Source organism: Pseudomonas sp. HP_08 (assembly GCF_055284095.1).
Window position 1 is genome coordinate 1 of the sequence record NZ_JBTOQC010000004.1, and the last position, 21,606, is coordinate 21,606.

10 protein-coding genes and 1 pseudogene are annotated in these 21,606 nt (G+C 62.3%); 7 read left to right on the plus strand and 4 right to left on the minus strand.

Features of this window, described 5'->3' with window-relative positions; translation table 11 throughout:
* The 3 genes and pseudogenes from ACYAS9_RS05105 to ACYAS9_RS05115 form a co-directional block, all read right to left on the minus strand.
* Positions 1–183, minus strand: a pseudogene (locus ACYAS9_RS05105) (threonine ammonia-lyase, biosynthetic); the annotation flags it as partial.
* Between the two features lie 509 nt (positions 184–692).
* On the minus strand, positions 693–1,736 hold the full coding sequence (locus ACYAS9_RS05110; protein WP_463567239.1) for an AraC family transcriptional regulator: 1,044 nt from the start codon (positions 1,734–1,736) through the stop codon (positions 693–695).
* A 2-nt stretch (positions 1,737–1,738) separates the two neighbouring features.
* On the minus strand, positions 1,739–2,878 hold the full coding sequence (locus ACYAS9_RS05115) for a nitrilase-related carbon-nitrogen hydrolase (RefSeq protein WP_463567240.1): 1,140 nt from the start codon (positions 2,876–2,878) through the stop codon (positions 1,739–1,741).
* A 206-nt stretch (positions 2,879–3,084) separates the two neighbouring features.
* Here ACYAS9_RS05115 and ACYAS9_RS05120 point away from each other — a divergent pair, with 206 nt between their 5' ends.
* The 4 genes from ACYAS9_RS05120 (at position 3,085) to ACYAS9_RS05135 (ending at position 8,931) form a co-directional block, all read left to right on the plus strand.
* Positions 3,085–5,121 carry an oxidoreductase gene (locus ACYAS9_RS05120; RefSeq protein ID WP_463567241.1) on the plus strand — a complete coding sequence of 679 codons (2,037 nt, stop codon included), beginning with the start codon at positions 3,085–3,087 and terminating at the stop codon, positions 5,119–5,121.
* Between the two features lie 33 nt (positions 5,122–5,154).
* The gene (locus tag ACYAS9_RS05125; RefSeq protein WP_463567242.1) at positions 5,155–6,078 is read left to right on the plus strand and encodes a 1-aminocyclopropane-1-carboxylate deaminase/D-cysteine desulfhydrase; all 924 of its coding nucleotides are present in this window, start codon (positions 5,155–5,157) and stop codon (positions 6,076–6,078) included.
* A 124-nt stretch (positions 6,079–6,202) separates the two neighbouring features.
* Positions 6,203–7,540, plus strand: a complete 1,338-nt coding sequence (locus tag ACYAS9_RS05130; protein ID WP_463567243.1) for an MFS transporter — start codon at positions 6,203–6,205, stop codon at positions 7,538–7,540.
* A 179-nt stretch (positions 7,541–7,719) separates the two neighbouring features.
* The gene (locus tag ACYAS9_RS05135) at positions 7,720–8,931 is read left to right on the plus strand and encodes an MFS transporter (RefSeq protein WP_463567244.1); all 1,212 of its coding nucleotides are present in this window, start codon (positions 7,720–7,722) and stop codon (positions 8,929–8,931) included.
* A 135-nt stretch (positions 8,932–9,066) separates the two neighbouring features.
* On the opposite strand, the gene ACYAS9_RS05140 is transcribed toward ACYAS9_RS05135, so the two are convergent.
* Complete coding sequence (locus ACYAS9_RS05140) at positions 9,067–10,050, minus strand: DUF1853 family protein (RefSeq protein ID WP_463567245.1); 984 nt, start codon at positions 10,048–10,050, stop codon at positions 9,067–9,069.
* Positions 10,051–10,261: 211 nt separating this feature from the next.
* Between ACYAS9_RS05140 and ACYAS9_RS05145 the strand changes: the two genes are divergently transcribed.
* Genes ACYAS9_RS05145 through ACYAS9_RS05155 form a run of 3 tightly spaced genes read left to right on the plus strand, consistent with a single transcriptional unit; the run spans position 10,262 to position 21,499 of the window.
* The gene (locus tag ACYAS9_RS05145) at positions 10,262–11,965 is read left to right on the plus strand and encodes a ShlB/FhaC/HecB family hemolysin secretion/activation protein (protein WP_463567247.1); all 1,704 of its coding nucleotides are present in this window, start codon (positions 10,262–10,264) and stop codon (positions 11,963–11,965) included.
* A 22-nt stretch (positions 11,966–11,987) separates the two neighbouring features.
* On the plus strand, positions 11,988–21,065 hold the full coding sequence (locus ACYAS9_RS05150; RefSeq protein WP_463567248.1) for a hemagglutinin repeat-containing protein: 9,078 nt from the start codon (positions 11,988–11,990) through the stop codon (positions 21,063–21,065).
* 5 nt (positions 21,066–21,070) lie between these two features.
* The gene (locus ACYAS9_RS05155; protein WP_463567249.1) at positions 21,071–21,499 is read left to right on the plus strand and encodes a hypothetical protein; all 429 of its coding nucleotides are present in this window, start codon (positions 21,071–21,073) and stop codon (positions 21,497–21,499) included.
* Positions 21,500–21,606 lie beyond the last annotated feature (107 nt).

Sequence of the window (21,606 nt, forward strand, 5' to 3'; positions counted from 1 at the left end):
GCCACGGATCTTGAAGGAGAACACCGGTTGCAGGTCTTCGCGCTTGAGCAGCACCTGATTACCCAGCCGCTCGGACAACTGGCGCGCGCCGTGCAGCGGGGTTTCGATGGCGATGTCGTACACGCGGGAAGTGAGGATCTTGCGCATGTAGTGGTTAAGCAGATCGGGTTGTACGTGGCTCATCGCGGCACTGGCTCCTGGCTCCTGGTTCAAGCGTTCAAGCCCGGGAGACAGTAAAAACCCGCCTCCAGGGCGGGTTTTTTTGCAAACGTCGGCTAACCCGCCATGACTGGAATGACGGTAATAATAATCTGGCCGAGGTTTTGCTTGGATGTGTACATGGCAGCGAGGGTATTGCGCCACGGGCGTGTGAGTCAAGCGGGTAATGGCCCATTGATTCAGGAAGGCACGCCGATGGTTGTCAGTGCACTCGGGTGGTGCAATTAAATCGGGGGCATGTCGGCTCGTATCTTGATGACACCGATCTTAATGGCACTGACATTTTTTCTTCACATGTGAACCTTAATGTCAAGCAAGCGGTCAGTACACCCAACGCCCGAAAGAATGAGGGCTACTTAGTGAATCAAGCCAAGAGGGCTAGCAACATGGACGAATACCAGGAAGAACTGCTCGAATACCGCGCCTCTGAACTCGACCCGGTCGAGCCTGCCGACGACGCGACAGAGCTGTGATCATCGAGCGCTTTGGCGCTGGTGGCGGCGAAACTCCCCGGGAGTCTGCCCGCTCCAGCGTTTGAAGGCGCGTTGAAAGGCCTCTGCCGAGGCAAACCCCAGCAGGTAGGCGATCTCGCCGAATGCCAATTCAGTATCGCGGATGTAGGTCATTGCCAGATCTCGCCGCGTGTCATTGAGAATGTCCCGAAAGCGCGTGCCCTCATCGGCCAGCTTGCGCCGCAAGGTCCAGGTCGGCAGCTTGAGCCGCGCCGCCACTTCTTCAAGATCCGGTTCCCGTCCCCCATTCAGCAATGGCCCCAACAGGCCGATGATGCGTTCGCGCAGGCTGCGTGTGCGGGTCAGGCGTTCCAGTTCTTGTTCGCATAACTGCTGCAAATGCTCGAATGTGCCCGGGCAATGCGCCGGGTTGCGCAGTTCCAGGCGTGCGCGGTCGAGCCGCAGCCGGTTGGCGCCTGCCTCGAAGGTGATGGGCTGTTCGCACAGCGATGCATAATCGGTGGCGTAACCGGGGGCGGCGAATTCGATTTCGACCCGCTGGGCGACGATCGACTGGTCGACTACGGCCGATAACTGCGCCAGCCAGCCGCTGAGCAACGAGTCGACGACAAAGCGGTTATAGGCGTTATACGGGCTGATGGAATAGAACTGCAGCCAGGCGCCGTCGGCATCCTCATGAAACGTTGACTGGCCGCGGTAGTTGGAGCCGTACAACGGCTCGAAACGCAGCAAGGTCCGTGCGGCCTCGCGCACCGTCGGCGCCTGGGCTGCGGTCACGCCGGCCAGCCCGACCTGACCCAGATGACTGAGCCGGCCCATGCGCAAGCCCAGCCCCGGCTGCCCGGTAAGCTGGATCGCCGCGTGCCCCAGGTGCATATAGCGCGGAATCGACAAGCGCCCGCCGGCCTGGGCCAGGCGGGTGGCGCTCAAGCCGTATTGTTCCAGCAGCGGCGCCGGGTCATGACCGTAACTGCGCACGGCATCGCTCAGGCTGTGGATAAACCCCACCGACAGATCACCCAGGCGCAGGGTCGGACGGTTCATGTTCACAGCCACAGATTGATCATGCGTGCGCCGCCACCGGTGCGTTGTTCGACCTGCTGCGCGGCCGATTGCACCGGCCGCGGGCGCTTGTGCGCATGGGTGAAGCTTTCGCCAAAGCTGCTCTGGTCCCAGAACTGGCCGTGCATGAACACGCTGATGCCAGCCCTTGCCGTGCTGTCCGGCGTCTGCCCGGTAAGGGTCAGATGCTGCCAGGCCTGGCCCTCGCTGAGGCTGCCCGCCGGTAGATCAACATCTTTGCGCGCACGCCATGGCTGATTCCAGCGCTGCCGGTCAGGCACAAAGGCCGGCACGGCGATCAGTTCGGCGGCGTTGGCGTTCAGGCGCGCATAGTTGCGTGCATACAGACTGTCGCTGCCGATCAGGACGCCCAGGCGCCCGGCCGGGGTGTCGAAGACTTGCAGGTCGGCAGGGTCCGCGCCTTGAATGTAGCGGCGCTGATGGAATTCGGGATCGGTCTGGCGTTGTGGCTGGCCCAGCGGCTGGCCGTCGGCGGCAAACACCACGCTGACGTTGTACAGCGCGCCTGTGCCGGTTTTCAGTTGGCCGTCTTCGATGCGCGGCTCGGGCAGCACGATGGAGCCGGCCACCAGGGTGACGGCAAACTCGCGCGCCAGGCCGCCGAACACCTGCTGATAATCGCGGGCCATGCGCCGTGCCTTCATGCGCAGGGCGGCATCGGCCAGCCGCTGCCTGCCTTCGGCCTGCAACAGGGCACGGGCAAACTGCAGCGGGTTGCTCCAGGCCAGCCACTCCATCGCGGTATTGATGTTGTCGGCCTGATAGAACTGGTTCTTCTCGCCGGCCGCGACCAGCCAGGTGCCGATGTGTTCGGGCAGCACCACCAGGGTCTTGTCGTTGAGCAGGCCCTGATCACGGGCCTGTTGCAGCCAGGCGGCCAGCTTGCGGTGCAGGCGGTTCAGGTCCTGATAATCGGTGGGGTACAGCTCGGCCTCGATGCCCAGCAGATTGCCGCGCCCGGCGGGCTGGCCTTCGTTGACTGCCAGCTGAATGCGCAGGTCCGACAGGTAATGGCCCATGGGCCGCTGGGTGGTCCACACGCCATAGCTGGTCAACAAGGCCGCGACCAGCACTGCCAGGCAGAGACCGAAAAGTTTGCGCATAAAAGGCCAGCCACTGGCGTTGGAAAGTTGTCGACTAGGGTAGGGCGCGGCTGGCAGCTTGCCAAGCCCGGCTGCGCACAAGGATCAGTGAGTTGTCAGTTTCGGTCATTGAGCGCGCCGGCCATGCTATTTACTGTGAGCGACATCAATAAGGGAGCGACACAGACTCCCGACCCTTTCCGTGATGATCTCGTTGGAGCCTGACCATGAGCACCGCCGCCTACCCGCACCTGCTCGCCCCGCTGGACCTGGGGTTCACCACCTTGCGCAACCGTGCCCTGATGGGCTCGATGCACACGGGCCTGGAAGAAAAGCCCGGTGGTTTCGAACGCATGGCCGCCTATTTTGCCGAGCGCGCCCGTGGCGGCGTCGGCCTGATCGTGACCGGCGGCATTGCCCCCAACGAAGAGGGCGTGACCTATAAGGGCGCGGCCAAGCTGACCAGCTCCGAAGAGGCGGCCCAACATCGAATCGTCACTGACGCGGTGCATGCCGCCGGCAGCAAGATCTGCATGCAGATCCTGCACACCGGACGCTACGCCTACAGCCCCAAGCTGATCGCGCCCAGCGCCATTCAGGCACCGATCAACCCGTTCAAGCCGCGTGAGCTGGACGAGGAGGGCATCGAAAAGCAGATCAGCGATTTCGTCACCTGCGCCAGCCTGGCGCGTGAGGCCGGTTATGACGGCGTCGAAATCATGGGGTCCGAAGGCTACTTCATCAATCAGTTCCTGGCCGCGCGCACCAACCAGCGCACCGACCGCTGGGGCGGCAGTTATGAAAACCGCATGCGCCTGCCGGTGGAAATCGTGCGCCGGGTGCGTGAGGCGACGGGGCCGGACTTCATCATCATCTATCGCCTGTCGATGCTCGATCTGGTTGAAGGCGGCAGCGACTGGGACGAAATCGTGCTGCTGGCGCAGGCGGTCGAACGTGTCGGCGCCACCCTGATCAACACCGGCATCGGCTGGCATGAGGCGCGCATCCCGACCATCGCTACCAAGGTGCCGCGTGCCGCCTTCAGCAAGGTCACCGCGCACCTCAAGGGCGCGGTGAGCATTCCGCTGATCACCACCAACCGCATCAATACGCCAGAGGTGGCCGAGCAGATCCTCAGTGAAGGCGATGCCGACATGGTCTCGATGGCCCGGCCATTCCTGGCGGACCCGGAATTCATCAACAAGGCCGCTGCCGGGCGTGCCGACGACATCAACACCTGCATCGGCTGCAACCAGGCCTGCCTGGACCATATCTTTGCCGGCAAGCTGACCAGTTGCCTGGTCAACCCGCGGGCCTGCCATGAAACCGAACTCAACTATGTCACCACTACGCAGCCCAAACGCATTGCCGTGGTCGGTGCCGGCCCCGCAGGGCTGGCGGCGGCGACCGTGGCGGCGGAGCGCGGGCACCAGGTCACGCTGTTCGAGTCGGCCAGCGAGATCGGCGGTCAGTTCAACATCGCCAAGCAGATTCCCGGCAAGGAAGAATTCTTCGAAACCCTGCGCTACTTCGGTCGCAAGCTGCAAAGCACGGGTGTGCAGGTACGCCTCAACACCCGGGTGACGGCGCAGGACCTGCTGGCGCAAGGCTTTGACGAGGTGCTGCTGGCCACCGGCATCACCCCGCGAAAGCCTGCGATTCCCGGCATCGAGCATCCCAAAGTGCTGAGCTACCTGGAAGTGATCGGCCAGCACCGCCCGGTCGGGCCGCGGGTCGCGGTGATCGGCGCGGGCGGCATCGGCTTCGACGTGTCGGAGTTTCTCGTGCACCAAGGCATTTCTACCAGCCTGAGCCGCGAGGCGTTCTGGAAAGAGTGGGGCATCGACACGCACTTGCAGGCGCGTGGCGGCGTCACTGGTATCACCCCGGAGATCGAAGCACCGGCCCGCGAAGTGTTTCTCTTGCAGCGCAAGGCCTCCAAGGTCGGCGACGGGCTGGGCAAGACCACCGGCTGGATTCACCGCACCGGGCTGAAGAACCGTCAGGTGCACATGCTCAGCGGCGTGCAGTACCTGAACATCGACGATGCCGGCCTGCACATTCGCATTGGCGAGGGCGAGCCTCAGGTGCTGGCGGTGGACAACATCGTCATCTGCGCAGGGCAAGACCCGCTGCGCGAACTGCATGACGCGCTGGTAGCCGGCGGGCAAAGCGTGCACCTGATCGGTGGCGCCGATGTCGCCAGCGAGCTGGACGCCAAACGTGCCATCGATCAGGGTTCCAGACTGGCGGCCGTGCTGTAGATTGCTGCGTCTTTGAAGGCCCGAAGTCCGTCGATGATCCACACCACCCTGACCTGGCAGCCCCAGGCCCCGCTGCAATCCTTGACCCTGCCCTGGCTGCAACAGGCCGGGGTCGAGGTGGCAATCCTGCGCCTGGACCTGATCGACCCGCTGATCAGCGGCAACAAGTGGTTCAAGCTGCGTGAGCACTTGCACATAGCCGTACATCAGGGCGCGACCGGCCTGATCAGCCTTGGCGGCGCGCACTCCAACCACCTGCACGCCATGGCCGCCGCAGGCAAGCGCTTCGGTTTCCCGACCGTTGGCCTGCTGCGCGGCCATGCGCAGCAAACGCCCACGGTGCAGGATCTTGAGGCGTTCGGCATGCAGCTGCACTGGCTGGGTTATGGCGGTTATCGCGAGCGCCATCAGCCCGGTTTCTGGCAACCGTGGCAGGTGCAATACCCGAACCTGTACCCGATTGCCGAAGGCGGCGGCGGGCTGGCCGGCACTGTCGGCTGTGCGGACATCGTCAGGCAGGCGCGCGATCAATTGGCCGCGCTGGGCTGGGATGATTACCACGGCTGGTGGCTGGCCGCCGGCACCGGTACCACCCTGGCCGGGCTGGTGCGTGCCGAAGCTGGCGTGCACCCGGTGTATGGCGCACTGGCCGTGCCGGTCGATCATGGCGTGGCGAGCAACGTCGCAGCGCTGGTCGATCAGCCCGGTCACGGCTATGAACTGCTGGATGCCAGCCGGGGCGGCTTTGCCAGGACCGATGCCCGCTTGCTGGCGTTCATCCATGACAGCGAGGCACACAGCGGCGTGCCTCTGGAGCCGCTGTACACCGGCAAAGCCCTGCTGGCGCTGCACGAGGCCGTGACCGAAGGCCGCTTCGCTTGCGGCACCCGGCTGATCTTCGTGCACACCGGCGGCCTGCAGGGTCGCCGCGCAGCCTTCAACCCATCGGGTGACTGATCGATACCAATCGCCAGGTATCACCCATGTCGGCCTCGGATATGCCGATGCCCCTTTCAGAGCGAGGCCCGCCTGACAGCCTGCGGATAATCGATTCAGTCCCGATTATCGCGCCGAGGTCCGCATGACAACCACCGCTGTCGAGCAGGTCGATCCTGCCACCCTGAGAAAAGTCATTGTCGCGGCTGCCATCGGCAACTTCGTCGAGTGGTTCGACTTTGCCGTCTACGGCTTTCTGGCCACCACCATCGCCTTGCTGTTCTTCCCCAGTGGCGACCCCAGCGTGGCGCTGTTGAAGACCTTTGCCGTATTCGCCGTGGCCTTCGCGTTCCGGCCGCTGGGCGGCATCTTCTTCGGCATGCTCGGCGACCGCATCGGCCGCAAGCGCACCCTGGCCATGACCATTCTGCTGATGGCCGGCGCCACCACCCTGATCGGCGTGTTGCCGACCTACGCCAGCATTGGCGTGATGGCGCCGATCCTGCTGACCTTGATCCGCTGCGCCCAGGGCTTTTCCGCCGGCGGTGAATACGCTGGCGCCTGTGCCTATGTCATGGAACACGCGCCGAACGACAAACGCGCCTGGTATGGCAGCTTCCTGCCGGTGTCGACCTTTTCCGCCTTCGCCTGCGCCGCGGTGTTTGCCTATGTGCTGGAAGCGTCGTTGTCGGCCGAGGTCATGGCCAGCTGGGGCTGGCGCCTGCCGTTCCTGATCGCCGCACCGATGGGCCTGATCGGCCTTTACCTGCGCTGGCAACTGGATGAAACCCCGGCCTTCCAGGCGGTCAGCGACGAACATGCGGTGGCCCATTCGCCCCTGAAGGAAACCTTGCTGCACCACGGCAGACCGATGCTGTGCCTGGGCGCCTTCGTCTCGCTGACGGCGCTGTCGTTCTATACCTTCACCACCTACTTTGCGACTTACCTGCAAGTCGCCGGCGGCCTGAGCCGCGCCACCGCCTTGCTGGTGGCGCTTATCGCCTTGCTGTTCGCCGCCGCCATCTGCCCACTGGCCGGGGCCTTTTCCGACAAGGTCGGGCGGCGCAAGACCATCGTCACCACCTGTGCATTGCTGATCGTGGCGGTGCTGCCGTCATTCCTGATGGCCAGCTCCGGCTCGTTCGCCGCTTCCGTGCTGGGCGTGATGCTGCTGGCCGTTGGCGCCGTGCTCAGTGGCGTGGTTACTGCCGCGCTGCTGTCGGAAGTGTTCCCGACCCGCACGCGCTACACCGCCTCGGCGATCACCTACAACATGGCCTACACCCTGTTTGGCGGTACTGCACCGCTGATGGCAACCTGGCTGATCTCGACCACCGGCAGCAACCTGGCACCGGCGTTCTATCTGGTGGCCGTGGCCTTGCTGGCGCTGATCGGCGGGCTGGCACTGCCGGAAACCTCGCGCATTTCGCTGCATGACGTGCCGTCGATGGACAAGCAACCGGTGGCCAGCTCCATCGCGTGACACTGTTTACAAACGACACCGACAGGGCTGTGCAGCCGACGGCCCTGTCGCAAAAGCGGCAATAAAACATGGCGTCCCTGCACCGAAAAATGGCACATTGACGCGCCTCTGGAGTGAATGACACATCTTGTAATCATCCCTTCAAGGGCTTCTGCCACTTGATTTCAGGATGATTCCTCATGTCGCTCAGTGCCCAATCCGCCCCTGCGGCGGCTTCGACGGCCCCTCAATCCAGTCCGCTGGTCATGCGCATCATTGGTGCCGTGGCCCTCGCTCATCTGATCAATGACCTGATCCAGGCGATCCTGCCGTCCATCTATCCCATGCTCAAGGCCAGCTATGACCTGAGCTTTGCGCAGATCGGCATGATCACCCTGACGTTCCAGATCACCGCCTCGCTGTTGCAGCCGTGGGTCGGTTATTACACCGACCGCCATCCCAACCCGCTGGTGTTGCCGTTGGGCTCGGTGTGCACCCTGATCGGTATCGTGCTGATGTCGGTGGCCGGCAGTTTCGAGATGATCCTGCTGGCCTCGGCACTGATCGGCATTGGTTCCTCGACCTTCCACCCCGAAGCGTCACGCATTGCGCGGCTGGCGTCGGGCGGCAGGTTTGGCTTGGCGCAGTCGACCTTTCAGGTTGGCGGCAACACCGGCACGGCGATTGGCCCGTTGCTGGCGGCGGCGATCATCATTCCGTTCGGCCAGGGCAACGTTGCGTTCATCGGGGTGATTGCGCTGCTGGCGCTGGGCCTGCTGTGGGCGATCAGCCGCTGGTACAAAGCGCACCTGACCCTGTTCAAGCTCAAGTCCGGACAGGCCGCGACCCACGGTCTGTCGCGCCGCCAGGTGACCTTTTCGCTGGTGATCCTGGCGCTGCTGATCTTCTCCAAGTTCTGGTACATGACCAGCCTGACCAGCTACTACACCTTCTACCTGATCGAGAAATTCGACCTGTCGGTGCGCAGTTCGCAATTGCACCTGTTCCTGTTCCTGGGCGCAGTGGCGGCGGGCACCTTCTTCGGCGGCCCGATCGGCGACAAGATCGGCCGCAAGGCGGTGATCTGGTTCTCGATCCTCGGTGCGGCGCCGTTCACCCTGGCGCTGCCGTACGCCGACCTGTTCTGGACCAGCGTGCTGAGCGTGATCATCGGCTTCATTCTGGCCTCGGCGTTCTCGGCCATCGTGGTTTACGCGCAGGAGCTGGTGCCGGGCAACGTCGGCATGATCGCCGGGATCTTCTTCGGCCTGATGTTCGGCCTGAGCGGCATCGGCGCGGCGACCCTTGGGTTACTGGCCGACAGCCATGGCATCAACTACGTGTACCACCTGTGCTCGTTCCTGCCGCTGCTGGGCATCCTGACCGTCCTGTTGCCGCGGATGAAGAAGTAAACTGCACGCGGCCTTGTAGGAGCGCGCTTGCCCGCGACCGGCTGCGCTAGCAGCCGTAAATTTTCAGCGTTTCCGAAATTTTGCGAGCGCTAGCGCACTCGGTCGTTGGTATGCCGCCCAGGGCCAGGCGCGCTCCTACGGGGGGAGCGTCGGCACTGTCTGTGTGTTTCCTCGGCGACTGGTATCCACCAGCGCCGGCCAGGCATCGGACACCAGAAACAGCCGCTCGGCCTCGTGCCAGTCGCCAGCGGTTTGCTGCTGCAGGCGCACCAGTAACTGCGCCGGCGCCAGTGGGTCGAGCTGTTCCAGCCAGGCCTGCATTTGTTCTGTGCTCCAGGCCTGTTCATAACGCGCCGGCGCCAGCCAGGCCTGACGTGGCAAGGGCTGCCAGCAGCCCGGCAGGCTCTGGGCGATAAACGCCGGCCAGTCGCGCTGATGCAACCAGCGGCCCTTCAGATGCTGCGCGTGCGCGCCGCTCGGCGACTGCGCTTCACCGGGCCATGGATACAGCAGATAACCGCCCAGCCACAGCTCGGCACTGAACCCGTCGATGCCCAGCTCATTCAGGCTTGCGCGGCTTTGCGGGCGTGCCGACATTGGCAACTGGTGCTCGCTCAAATGCGCCAGCTTGCGGTCCAGCCGGTCGTTGGAGCCCGGCCCCAGCCAGTTGGCGGGGTTGCGGCCGTCACCGTCCTGCGGGCCCAGGTACAACTTGATCGCCAGCTCGATGTGATGAACACCTTCGCGATCACGCAGCAACAGGTCCAGCTCGCCCAGGGTATGGCCCTCCAGGCGGATCGGCAGATTGGCGGCAATAATCTCGACGCCCGGCGCCTGCTGAACGGCAAACTGCCAGAGCCGTTCGTAGTAACGGCCCAGCCGGTGCGTGGTCGCTTGCGCCAGCCACTGCTCAAGCGGTGCCGGGTCGCGATCCAGATCGATGAGAAAACCGGCCAGTTGCTGCGGCGTCTGCACCCAGTCGCTGGCGCTCAAGGGATGGCGCTGTGGCCAGGGCGTTTGCGCCAGCATGGGCGGCGCGATGATCACCCAGGCCAGGTCGCGGACTTCAGGATGGCGTAACTGGCGGGGCAGATCGGTGAGGCTGGGGAATAGAGTCATGTGCCGAGAATAGCCCACGCCAGCGGGTAATCGCTTTGGATAAAACTGTGACGCAGCTCACAGCCAGGCCTTCGCGCGGGAATTTTCCGTTTTTTATACGGTCTTTTACACGCTTGATACACAAACGCATCTCGTTCAGGCCCTGACAGGCCGTTCTGAACCCACTCAGCAGGCGGATTGCACGCCTCGCGCCATCGCTAATGGATTACACATGCTTGCCACGTCACGGACATGGCCGACCTTGTGCGGCCTGATTTTGAGCCTGGGTGCTGTTTCACCCGTCATGGCCGCCACCCCCGGCGAGCAGGACCTGATTCGTGATCGCCAGGATCGCCTGCTGCAAGAGCAGCGTCGGCGCCTTGAAGAACTCAAGGACCTGCCCGGCAAACAGAGTGCCCCGCAGGCGCCGGCCGCGCCTGTCGATACTCGCTGCTTCGACATCAAACGCATCGAGCTCAAGGGCGCCGACTCGCTGTCCCAAGCTGAGCGCCAGCGCCTGATCGCGCCATATCAAGGCCAATGCCTGGGTGTCACGCAGCTCAACGAACTGCTCAAGGCCATCACCAATCACTACCTCGACAAAGGCCTGGTGACCACCCGCGCGTATCTGCCGCAGCAGGACTTGTCCAAGGGCGACCTGCAGATTCTGGTCATCGAAGGCAAGCTGGAAAAACTGCGCAGCGAGGCCAGCAGCGACCTGTCGGCACGTGAGCTGGCCATGACGTTTCCCGGCAAGGAAGGCGAGGTGGTCAACCTGCGCGAGCTGGAACAAATGGTCGACCAGCTCAACCGCTTGCCCTCGAAACAGGCGCGGCTGGAGCTGACCCCCGGCCAGCAGGTCGGCGGCAGCGACGTGGTGGTCAACAACACCGCGCTCAAACCCTGGCGCGCCTCGCTGTCGCGCAACAACGACGGCCAGCGCAGCACCGGCGAGCAGCAATGGAACGCCGGCCTTGAGTGGGACAGCCCGCTGGGCCTGGCCGACCAGCTAACCCTGCGCGGCGGGCATGACGCGATCAGCGATCACCAGAAAACCTCGCGCAATGGCGTCCTGGCCTACAACCTGCCGCTGGGCTGGTGGACCTTCAGCTACCTGTACAGCGAAAGCGAATATCGCGCGCGCGGGCAGGGCGATGGTTTTACCGTCAAGCAGGACGGCGACAGCCAGAATCACCAGTTTCGCGCCGAGCGCGTGGTGCATCGCGATGCGCTGAGCAAGACCGCGCTCAACGTGGGCCTGGCCCATGTGCGCACCAACAACTATGTCGAAGACAGCAAGCTGGCGCTGAGCAGCAACCGCATTACCGAAGCGCAGTTCGGCATCAACCACGGCCGGCGCGTGGGTTCGGCGTTCGTCAACCTCGACCTGGGCGTGCAGCAAGGCATCGGCGCGCTGGATGCGCAGGGCCGCCATCACCCAGGCCCCGGCGAGCCCGACGCGCGCTACCGCAAATACACCGGCACCCTGAGCTACCTGCACCCGTTCCAGCTGGGCGGCGAGCAGTTGACCTTCACCAGCCTGGCCACCGGGCAGCGCAGCGAAGACCCGCTGTTCAGCCCGCAGCGCCTGAGCCTGGGCGGCTCGTCCTCGGTGCGCGGCTACAAGGATCAGTTTCTGGCCGGCGACAGCGGCGGCTACTGGCGCAACGAACTGCGCCTGGCCCGCCCGGTGACCCTGGACTGGATGCGCCCGGCCTTCGTCGAGTACGGCGCGGCCATCGGCTACGACCAGGGCGTGATCCGCAATAACCGTTACAACGGCGAAGAACACGGTCGCCTGTCCAGCCACTCGCTGGAGCTGTTTGCCCGGGGCCAGCACGCCGCTGCCTCGGTGACCTTCGCCCATTCTCTTGAACGTCCCGACGTGATCGAGCGCGAAACGCCGATCTATTTCAGTCTCGACCTGTTCCTGTAATTACATCGCTTTGAGGTTTCACATGGATGTTCATCAACTGGCCCTGCTGGCCCGTCAGCCTTCTGCAGCCCTGACCGAGCGCTCGCGTTTCTGGGGCATGCCCAAACGCGGCCTGGCATTGATCCTGGCCAATGCGCTGTTCTGGCAACCCTTGCTGGTGCAGGCCGAAGGCATCGTTGCCAGCAACCCGGCGACCCAGGTCGGCCAGGCCGGCAACGGCGTGCCGGTGGTGAACATCGCCGCCCCCAACGGCAGCGGGCTGTCGCATAACCAGTTCCAGCAGTACAACGTCGACAGCAAGGGCGTGATCCTCAACAACGCCACCAACCCGACCCAGGGCACGCAACTGGGCGGCATCGTGGTCGGCAACCCTAACCTGCAAGGCCGGGCGGCGGGCACAATCCTCAACGAAGTGACCGGCGCCAACGCCAGCCAGCTCAACGGCTACACCGAAGTCGCCGGGCAGTCGGCGCGGGTCATCGTCGCCAACCCGCACGGCATCAGTTGCAACGGTTGCGGCTTCATCAACACCCCGCAAGTGACCCTGACCACCGGCAAGCCGGTCATCGATGCCAGCGGCCAGTTGCAGCGTTTCAACGTGCAGGACGGCAGCGTCAGCATCGACGGCGCCGGGCTGAATGCGACCAACGTCGACCAGTTCGACATCATTACCCGCAGCGCGAAGATCAACGCCGAGCTGCACGCGAAAAAACTCAACATCATCGCCGGTCGCAACGACGTCGATGCCCAGACCCTGGCGGCCACCGCGCTGCCCGACGACGGCAGCGCCAAACCGGAGCTGGCCATCGACAGCTCGGCACTGGGCGGCATGTACGCCGGCGCGGTCAAGCTGGTGGGCACCGAAGCCGGTGTCGGCGTCAGGCTGGCCGGCGACCTGGCCGCCAGTGGTGGCGATATCCAGATCGATGCCAACGGCCAGTTGACCCTCGGCCAGAGCGCCGCCAGCGGCAACATTGCCGCCAAGGCACGCGACATCACCGTTACCGGCCCTGCTTACGCCGGCGGCCAACTGAACCTGGAGGCCAGTGGCAAACTCGACAATGGCCAGCAACTGGTTGCCGCCAAGTCCGTGACCCTGCAAGCCGATCAACTGAACAACCGTGGCAACGTGCAGGCCGGCATCAACCCCGACAACACGCGCAACACCACCGGCACCGTCACCGCCAGGGCGCGTACGGTGGTCAACACAGGCACCATCGCCGCCAGCAATAACGTGACGGTCACGGCGACAGAAAAACTCGACAACCGCGCCGGCAAACTGGTCAGCGACGCGAGCCTGAACGTCAACGCGGCGCGCCTCGATAACGCCGACGGCACCCTGAGCGCCAGTCAGGCCCTGAGCGTGAGCGCAGGCACACTGAACAACAACGCGGCCGGGCGCATCACCAGCGGCGCCGCACTGACCCTCGACGCCACCACGCTCGACAACCTCGGCGGCCTGCTGTCGGGGCTTGAAAGCGTCAACATCAAGGCCGCGCGCCTGGACAACAGCGCGGGTACGGTGGTCAGCAACGGCCGTGTAAATCTCGACCTGATCGACAGCCTGACCAACCTCAATGGCGACGTGGTCAGCGGCGGCGACCTGCTGCTGCAAGGCACCGCGCAGGTCAATAACCAGAACGGCCGGCTGAGCAGCAAAGGCCTGATGACCCTGTTCAGCGAACGCCTGGATAACCGCAACAAGGGCCTGATTGCCGCCAGCGGCAGCGCACTGACACTCAACGCCGCCAGCCTCGATAACAGCGCCGGCACCGTGCAAAGCACCGGCAGCCTGAACGTCACCAGTCTTGACACCCATAACAACGGCGGCAGCCTGATTGCCCAGGCCGGCGACCTGCAGGTCAACGGCACAAACCTCGACAACCGCAGCGGCGTGATCGCCAGCCTTAATGGCAACGTCGGCACCGACCTGAGCGGCGTGCTGCGCAATGGCGTGGCCACATCGACAGCCACCACAACCACAACCACAGCCACCGCCACAAGCAAAGGCGGAGCCATTCAAGGCCAGAACCTGTTGCTGATCGCCCGTGGCGGCCTCGACAACCAGGGCGGCGGCATTCTGGCGCAGAGCGGCAATGCCCTGCTGCAAGCCTCGACCGTTGATAACCGCAACGGCGCGCTGTCGGCCAAACGCCTGCTGCAAATGCGCGGCGCTGGCCTGGATAACGCCAGCGGCCAGATCTCCGGTGCCGACATCGACCTGGGCGTGACCGGCGTACTGGCCAACCGTGCCGGCCTGATCGAAAGCAGCGGCGCGCTGACGATCAACGCCGCCAGCCTGGACAACACCCAAGGCCGCCTGCGTGCCCTGGGCACCACCGGTTCCAGCGTATTTACCCTGGCCGGCGCGCTGGACAACAGCCGCGGTACCCTGGAAAGCGCCAACAGCAACCTGCAATTTGCGATCGGCAAGCTGATCAACACCGACGGCTCGATTCTGCACGTCGGCACCGGCGTGCTCGGCCTGGGCCTGCCGATGTTGCAAAACGTCGGCGGCCGGGTCGCCACCAACGGCAGCCTGACCCTGACCGGCAACACCTGGACCAACAGCAGCGTGCTGCAAGCGGCCAACCTCAACCTGAACATCGACCGCTTCAGCCAGACCGGCAGCGGCCAATTGCTGGCCGGCAAAAGCTTTACCGGGCGCGGCAGCCAGTGGCAAAACGACGGCCTGATCGCCAGTGACGGCACCCTCGACGTCCGCCTGACCGGCAGCTACAGCGGCGCCGGCCGCCTGACCAGCCTGGGCGGCCTGACCCTCAACGCCGCGCAACTGGACCTCAACAACGCCAGCTCACGCATCGCCGGTGGCGGCAGCACCGTCATCGACATCGACGGCATTCTCAACAACCGCGGCATCATCACCAGCGCCGCCGGCCTGCGCCTCGATGCCACGACCCTGAACAACCTCGGCAGCCTTGGCGCCGCCGGCAACCTGACCGTCAATGCCGCAACCCTGCTCAACCAGAATGGCCTGATCTTCAGCGGCGCCGACATGGGCCTGTTCGTCAACGACTTCACCAACCAGTACGGCGACGTCTACAGCCTCGGCAACCTGCAAATCAGCCGCGATGCCACCGGTGCCCTCGCCAACAGCATCGTCAACCGCTCCGCCACCCTGACCAGCGACGCCAGCCTGCTGCTGGCCGCCCGGCGCATCGACAACATTCGCGATGTGCTGACCGTCGACGACGCCGGCATCTACAACGCCCGCATCGACGAAATCGCCTGCGGCACCGCAGGCCTGGGCAACCTCGACTGCAGCGGCGGCAAGGAACACCACGTCTGGAAGATCCAGCAAAACGAAAAACTCGCCGTCACCGACGCCAGCGCCGCCTCCAGCATCACCGCCGGCGTCAACCTGAGCCTGATCGGCGGCGACTTCCTCAACAGCAGCAGCACCGTGGCCGCCGGTGGCGCACTGAGCGCCCGTGTCGACAACCTCAACAATGTCGGCCTGATCACCAACGACACCCAGACCGACCGCATCTTCGTCTCCAGCCGCACCCGCAACGACAGCGGCTGGCAAAGCCTGGCCCGCGCCTTCAACGCGCAATACTCCGCACAAGGCGCGAGCTACAACGCCGCCAACCTGGGCGGCCTGCAAGCGGCGATGAGTAACTTCATCTCCGCCACCGAGCGCGAAGCAATCAACCTGCGCGTCACCACCCAGCACGCCTTCGACGCCCAGACCTACGCCGCCGTGATCCAGGCCGGCGGCGCGGTCAACGTCCAGGCCGGCAACAACATCGACAACAGCGTCGTACGCGGCGGCTTTACCTACGTCAGCGGCGGCAAACGCACCGACACCACGGCACCGGGCAGCGACTACGCCACGCTGGTGCCGCTCGACCGGCAAGTGGCGCCAGACCTCGCCCAGCAAGCGCTCAACCCGACCACGTTGCCCGGCTTCAGCCTGCCCACTGGCCAGAACGGCCTGTTTCGCCTGAGCGACGCGCCCACCAGCGGCACCGGTGCTGCGCTGCTCAGCGCCGCCACCAGCAGCCAGCCACACCGCTACCTGATCGAAACCAACCCGGCACTGACCGACCTGCGCCAGTTCCTCAGTTCCAGCTACCTGCTCGACGGCCTGGGCCTGGATGCCGACACCGCCTGGAAACGCCTGGGCGACGGCTACTACGAACAACGCCTGATCCAGCAAGCCGTCGTCGCCCGCACCGGGCAGCGCTTCATCAACGGCCTGACCAGCGACGAAGCGATGTTCAAGTACCTGATGGACAACGCCATCGCCAGCCAGTCAGCGCTGAACCTCAGCGTCGGTGTCGGCCTGTCCGGCGAGCAAGTCGCCGCACTGACCCATGACATCGTCTGGATGGAGGACCAGGTGGTGCGCGGCGAACACGTGCTGGTGCCGGTGCTGTACCTGGCCCAGGCCAACAACCGCCTGGCCGCCAACGGTGCGCTGATTCAAGGCAACGAACTGTCGCTGATCGCCGGCAACAACCTGACCAACGTCGGCGTGCTCAAGGCCACCAGCACCCTGCAGGCCGGGGCCGGCAACAGCCTGATCAACGAAGGGCTGATTCAGACCAACGAGCGTCTGAACCTGCAAGCCACCAACGATGTACTCAATCGCGCCGGCGGCGTGATCAGCGGCCGCGATGTCAGCGTTACAGCAGTAAACGGCGATGTAAGCAACGAACGCACAGTCACCAGCCACCAAAGCGCGACCGGCGCATCGGTGTGGCGCGAAGACTTCGCCAACAGCGCCGCGCGGGTCGAGGCGGCGGGAGACCTGACGGCCAGGGCCGGGCGGGATGTGAATAACTCCGGTGTCATGCAGGCCGCTGGCAACGCGACGCTGGTGGCGGGCCGCGATGTAAATGTGGTGGCGGCGCAGACCCAGGAAGGGCGCGTGAACGGGCCGAATCACACCCGCTCCAGCGTGACGCAACTGGGCGCTGAACTCAGTGCCGGGCAGAACGTGGGCGTGAAGGCGGGGCGGGATATCAATGTGACGGCCAGTCAGGTCGCCAGCCAAGGCAACCAGACACTTCTGGCGGGCGAAAACATTCGGGTCGAATCCGCCGCTAACCAGAGCGAGTACGTTTCACGCAGCAAGAAGGTCACCGAAGAGATTCGCACGGTCAATCAGCAGGCCAGCCAGCTGCAAGCCGGCGGCAACCTTGTGCTGGATGCCGGTACGAATCTCGATGTCGTGGCCAGCCAGCTCAACGCACAAGGCAATGTGGCCCTCGACGCTGGACAGGACATCAACCTGACCTCAGCGCTGAATGAGGATGCACGCTTCTATGCCAAGAAAAGCAAAGGCTCGTTTGGCCGCAGCAGCAGTGAACAACGTGAAAGCTATGACAGCACCAACGTCGCCACCGAGGTCAATGCAGGCCAGGACCTGACCGTCAACGCCCGCCAGGCGGCCGATGGCAGCATCGGTATCAACGGGGCTCGCGATGTCACCGTTATCGGCAGCCAACTCAAGGCCGGCAACGATCTGGTCATCGGCGCCAGCAACGATGTTGCAGTGCTGTCAGGCGTCGAAGAGCACGGAGCCTACAGCCAGAAGAGCAAATCCGGGTTTCTGGGCCTGTCCAAAAGTGGCAAGAGCGAGTTGCAAACCAGCGCCACGCAAGTGGCCAGCGGGCTGGATGCCAAAGGTAATGTCATCGTCGCCTCGGGCAAGGACATCCGCCTGCGCGCCAGCGACATCAATGCCGGTAACGACATTGATCTCAGGGCGGGTCTGGTCGACAGCAACGGCGACATCAACCTGATCGCCGCCAACGACGAAGCCTACAGCCGCAGCGAGGAATATCGCAAAAAGACTGGCTTGTCGGTCTCGGGCGGCTTCCTGTCAATCAGCTCGGCCAAGCAGGCCGGGCGCGAAGCGCAAAGCAGCACCAGCGTCGGCAGCCAGGTGACGGCAGAGCGCGATGCCGCGTTGCAAGCCGAGCGCGACATCAATGTGGTCGGCAGCCGTATTCAAGCCGGGGGCCAGGTCAACCTGAATGCCGGTCGTGATGTGAATGTCTTGGCCGCACAAAACAGCCGTTCCGATCAGGATTGGGAGAAAAAACGTCAGAGCGGGATTGGCATCTCGGGCGACGACAATGGCGTCACCCTCTTTGCCGGCATCGAGCGCACCGCCGAAAGAAACCGACTGGAACAACAGACCGCCGCCGCGAGCCAGATCAGTGCAGGCCAGGACCTTGGTATTAGGGCCGGGCAAGACATCAATCAGATCGGCTCAGACCTGCAAGCCGGCAACGACATCAATCTGGCGGCACAGCGCAACATCCTGATCGACGCCGCCAGCGAGCGGCAGGTCATCGAGCAGCAGCGTGAACAACAACGCAATGGTCTGAGCGGCACCATCAATCACAACTTCGGGAGTACCAAGGATGCGGTGAGCGGTGCGGGCAAAGGCGATGACAACGTCAGCAAGGCCTCCAGCACCCTCAAGGCTGTGGACAGCGTCAGCCAGTTCCTCGCCGGCCCGACCAGTGATGGCAAGTTTGGTACCAGCAAGCAAAGCACTACCGAGCAAGTGACCGAGCAAAGCAGCCGTGCCTCCACGCTGGCGGCGGGTAACGATGTGAACCTGTCGGCGAACAATGATGTGCGGGTACGCGGCAGCCAGATGCAGGCTGGGCGGGACATCAATGTCATGGGGCGCGATGTGACCCTGGAAGCGGCCAGGAACAGTTTTAGCCAAGAAAACCGGGAAAGGCAGAGCTGGGGCGGGATTCATGGTGGGACCAGTGGTGGGTTCAAGGTCGGCGTAGGTGGCAGCAATGGTGTTGCCAGTGGCGACACTATTCAAGAACAGGCAACCGCGACCACGTTGCAAGCCGGGCGCGACGTCAATCTGCAGGCGCGTAACGATCTCAACCTGATCGGCACGCAAGTTCAGGCCGCTCGTGATATCGATCTGAGGGCCGGGAACGACCTGAATATCAAGGCAGCCCAGAACGACAGCAGCACCGATAACAGTCGTAAAAATGGCGGTGGGGAGGTTGGTCTTACCTTTGGCTCCGAAGGGGTTGGCGTCTACGCCAGCGTCAATATGGGCAAAGGCGATCTTGACCGCGAAGCTCAACAACAGCAGCAAGCCTATTTGTATGCCGGTAACCAACTCGCCTTTACAAGCGGGAGGGATACCCATATCGCCGGCGCTACGCTGCACGGCAATGATGTCGTCGGGCGTGTAGGACGCGATCTTAACGTTACGTCGCTTCCGGACACCGGCAAGGTCGAGGGCAAGGAGTACGACCTCAATGTAACCGTCACTGTCGGGCCAGGGGCCGGTGTCAGTGGCTCAGCAGGATATGGTGAAACCAACGGCTCTACCCATTGGGTGGAACAGCAAACCAGCATCACCGGCCAGAATGCCGTCGACATTCGTACGGGAAACCATACCCAGCTGGATGGGGCACTGATTGCCTCGAATAGCGGCAATCTCAGACTCGATACTGGCACCTTGGGTTTTAGCGACATCGCCGGTAAGGACAAGGAGCACGGTTATTACCTGAATATCGGTGGTTCATACGGTAAGGGCAGCGCTCAGGATTCAAGTCAGGTCGGTAAAGGTGACCAGGGACAAAACGGCTGGAGCGTCGAAGGCTGGAACTATGAGAAGGACCGCGAGCAAATCGTCCGCGGGACGATTGGTGCAGGCGAGTTGCAAGTTCGCAATGACAGCGTCACCGGCAAAGACTCGACGGCGGGCCTGAATCGGGATGTAAGCAAAGCCTATGAGGTTACTCAGGATGATGAGCAGCGGACGGATGTGTATGCGACGCGTTCCTCATTCCAGGCAGTGGCCAATCCGGAACAAAAAATTAATGAATGGAAAAGAAATGTACAGCTGTACGGAGAGAACAGTCAGGAGGCGATAGGTAAAATTGCCGACATGATTCTTGTCACCGCCTCCGTGCCTTTAGCCACTGTAATAACCATGCTTTCTCATGAGAAAGCGGAGACAGCAGCCAAAATATTGCATCACATTTTGGCTGGTCGAGAAGCGGCTCGACACATCATGAGCAATGATGAAACCCTACGTTCAGAATCTATCCGCGCATACCTAAAACTTATGGAGGGTAGCCAAGACAGTACCAATATTGCCCCTCTTATTGAGCGTCTTGTTGACTTGTCAAGAGAGGATCGCTCTGCGGCTGTTCAAGCGATCGAACTATTCGCAAAGCTTAAATCGAGTCCCAGTCTAGAGATAAATACTGAAGCCCATGTAGAAAAACAGCTTGGTGCTGCAACAGCAGTGTTTGGGGTGGGTGCTGCTTTAGCTGCTGCGCTGTCTGCCACACAGGCCACGCCTGAAGGTCAGGATCGCATCAAAGCGGCGGCTAACGCCGTTGCAAACTCTGCTGCTAAGTCCGGGCAGTCTGTAGAAACACAAGTCAGTACGTCTATCGAAATCTGGAAATTCCTGTTCAATACGTCTTTTCCGGTTCACCTACTTGACGATGAAAACGGCAAGCTGATCAACCCTATCGTTGAGGCTCAAGGTGCCAATCCAGCGAGTGGAGGCTATGCTGCTGGAGCGCAGCCGGGATCTTCCACGTCGACGGGTGGGAGTCAGATTGTTGATCAGGGGGGTAATGATTACTCGCGGCCTGTAGTGGAACTACCGGCTCCGGGGATGATGAGTCAGGATAATGTCGGAGAAGACGCTTTTGCAGATAATGGTGCAAAGGGGGGAGGAGAGAACGGTAAGCTAATTGAAGACGCTAGTAGGCAGTTACAAGAGTACATTGGTACCTTTGGTAAATATAAGCCTCCAACGGTCATTGGTGCTGTCGATCCTTTATCGGGAAAAATAGTAGCTGCATCCAGTGGAACGGTTCCGGAGGTGATTGCGCCAGAATTAAAGGCGTATGCTGAAAGTTTAGGTGGTTTGGGTGTCAAAGCTGCTTGTGGTAATACGTTGGGTCGCTGTGCTGAGTTTAGGGCTGCTAATGAGTTGCTTTTGAGTAATCCCAGTCTTAAGTTGAGTGATATTAAGTTTACTCCAGCAATACGTCCGAGGACCGGTAAAGTAGTTCCTCGCTGTGAGAATTGTACTAACATATTTGGGGCAGAGTGATGGAGATGGATGAAGAGTTTTTGGAAGTCAACGATCTGGATTGGTTTGCTTCTTATCAAGATGGCCTGCTTGCACATTTTGCGACAGCGGGGCGAGGATTTGTACCAATGGCAGTAAGGGAGTCAATCTCTGTTTATGAAAAAAATTATGATTATTTCTTTTCTGTAGAAGACAGTATTGCTGTTGAGGTTGTTGAAGAAAATTTACCTGTCTTCAGTGATAGTGCTCAGCGTGACCGCTATTTGCAGTCTTTTGTCGATATGGCTAGAAGAGGTTTGTTTAGTTATGATGTCAGCGATACTGGAGGGTATAATTTAATAGCTAGGCCTCTGGAAAATAGATTGGCTGATAGTTTGCCTTTGGATGTTAAGGAAAGTATTCATGTTCTACCTTTGAGTTTTTCTATGAGAATAGAGGCCAGTGATCTTCTTTGATTTTTTGGTGGGCTATGAATTTATAAATTTTATTGGTGATGTTGATAGTGCGTTGACACCGCCTGGAAACTCCTAGGCGACGGCTACTATGAACAACGCCTGATCCA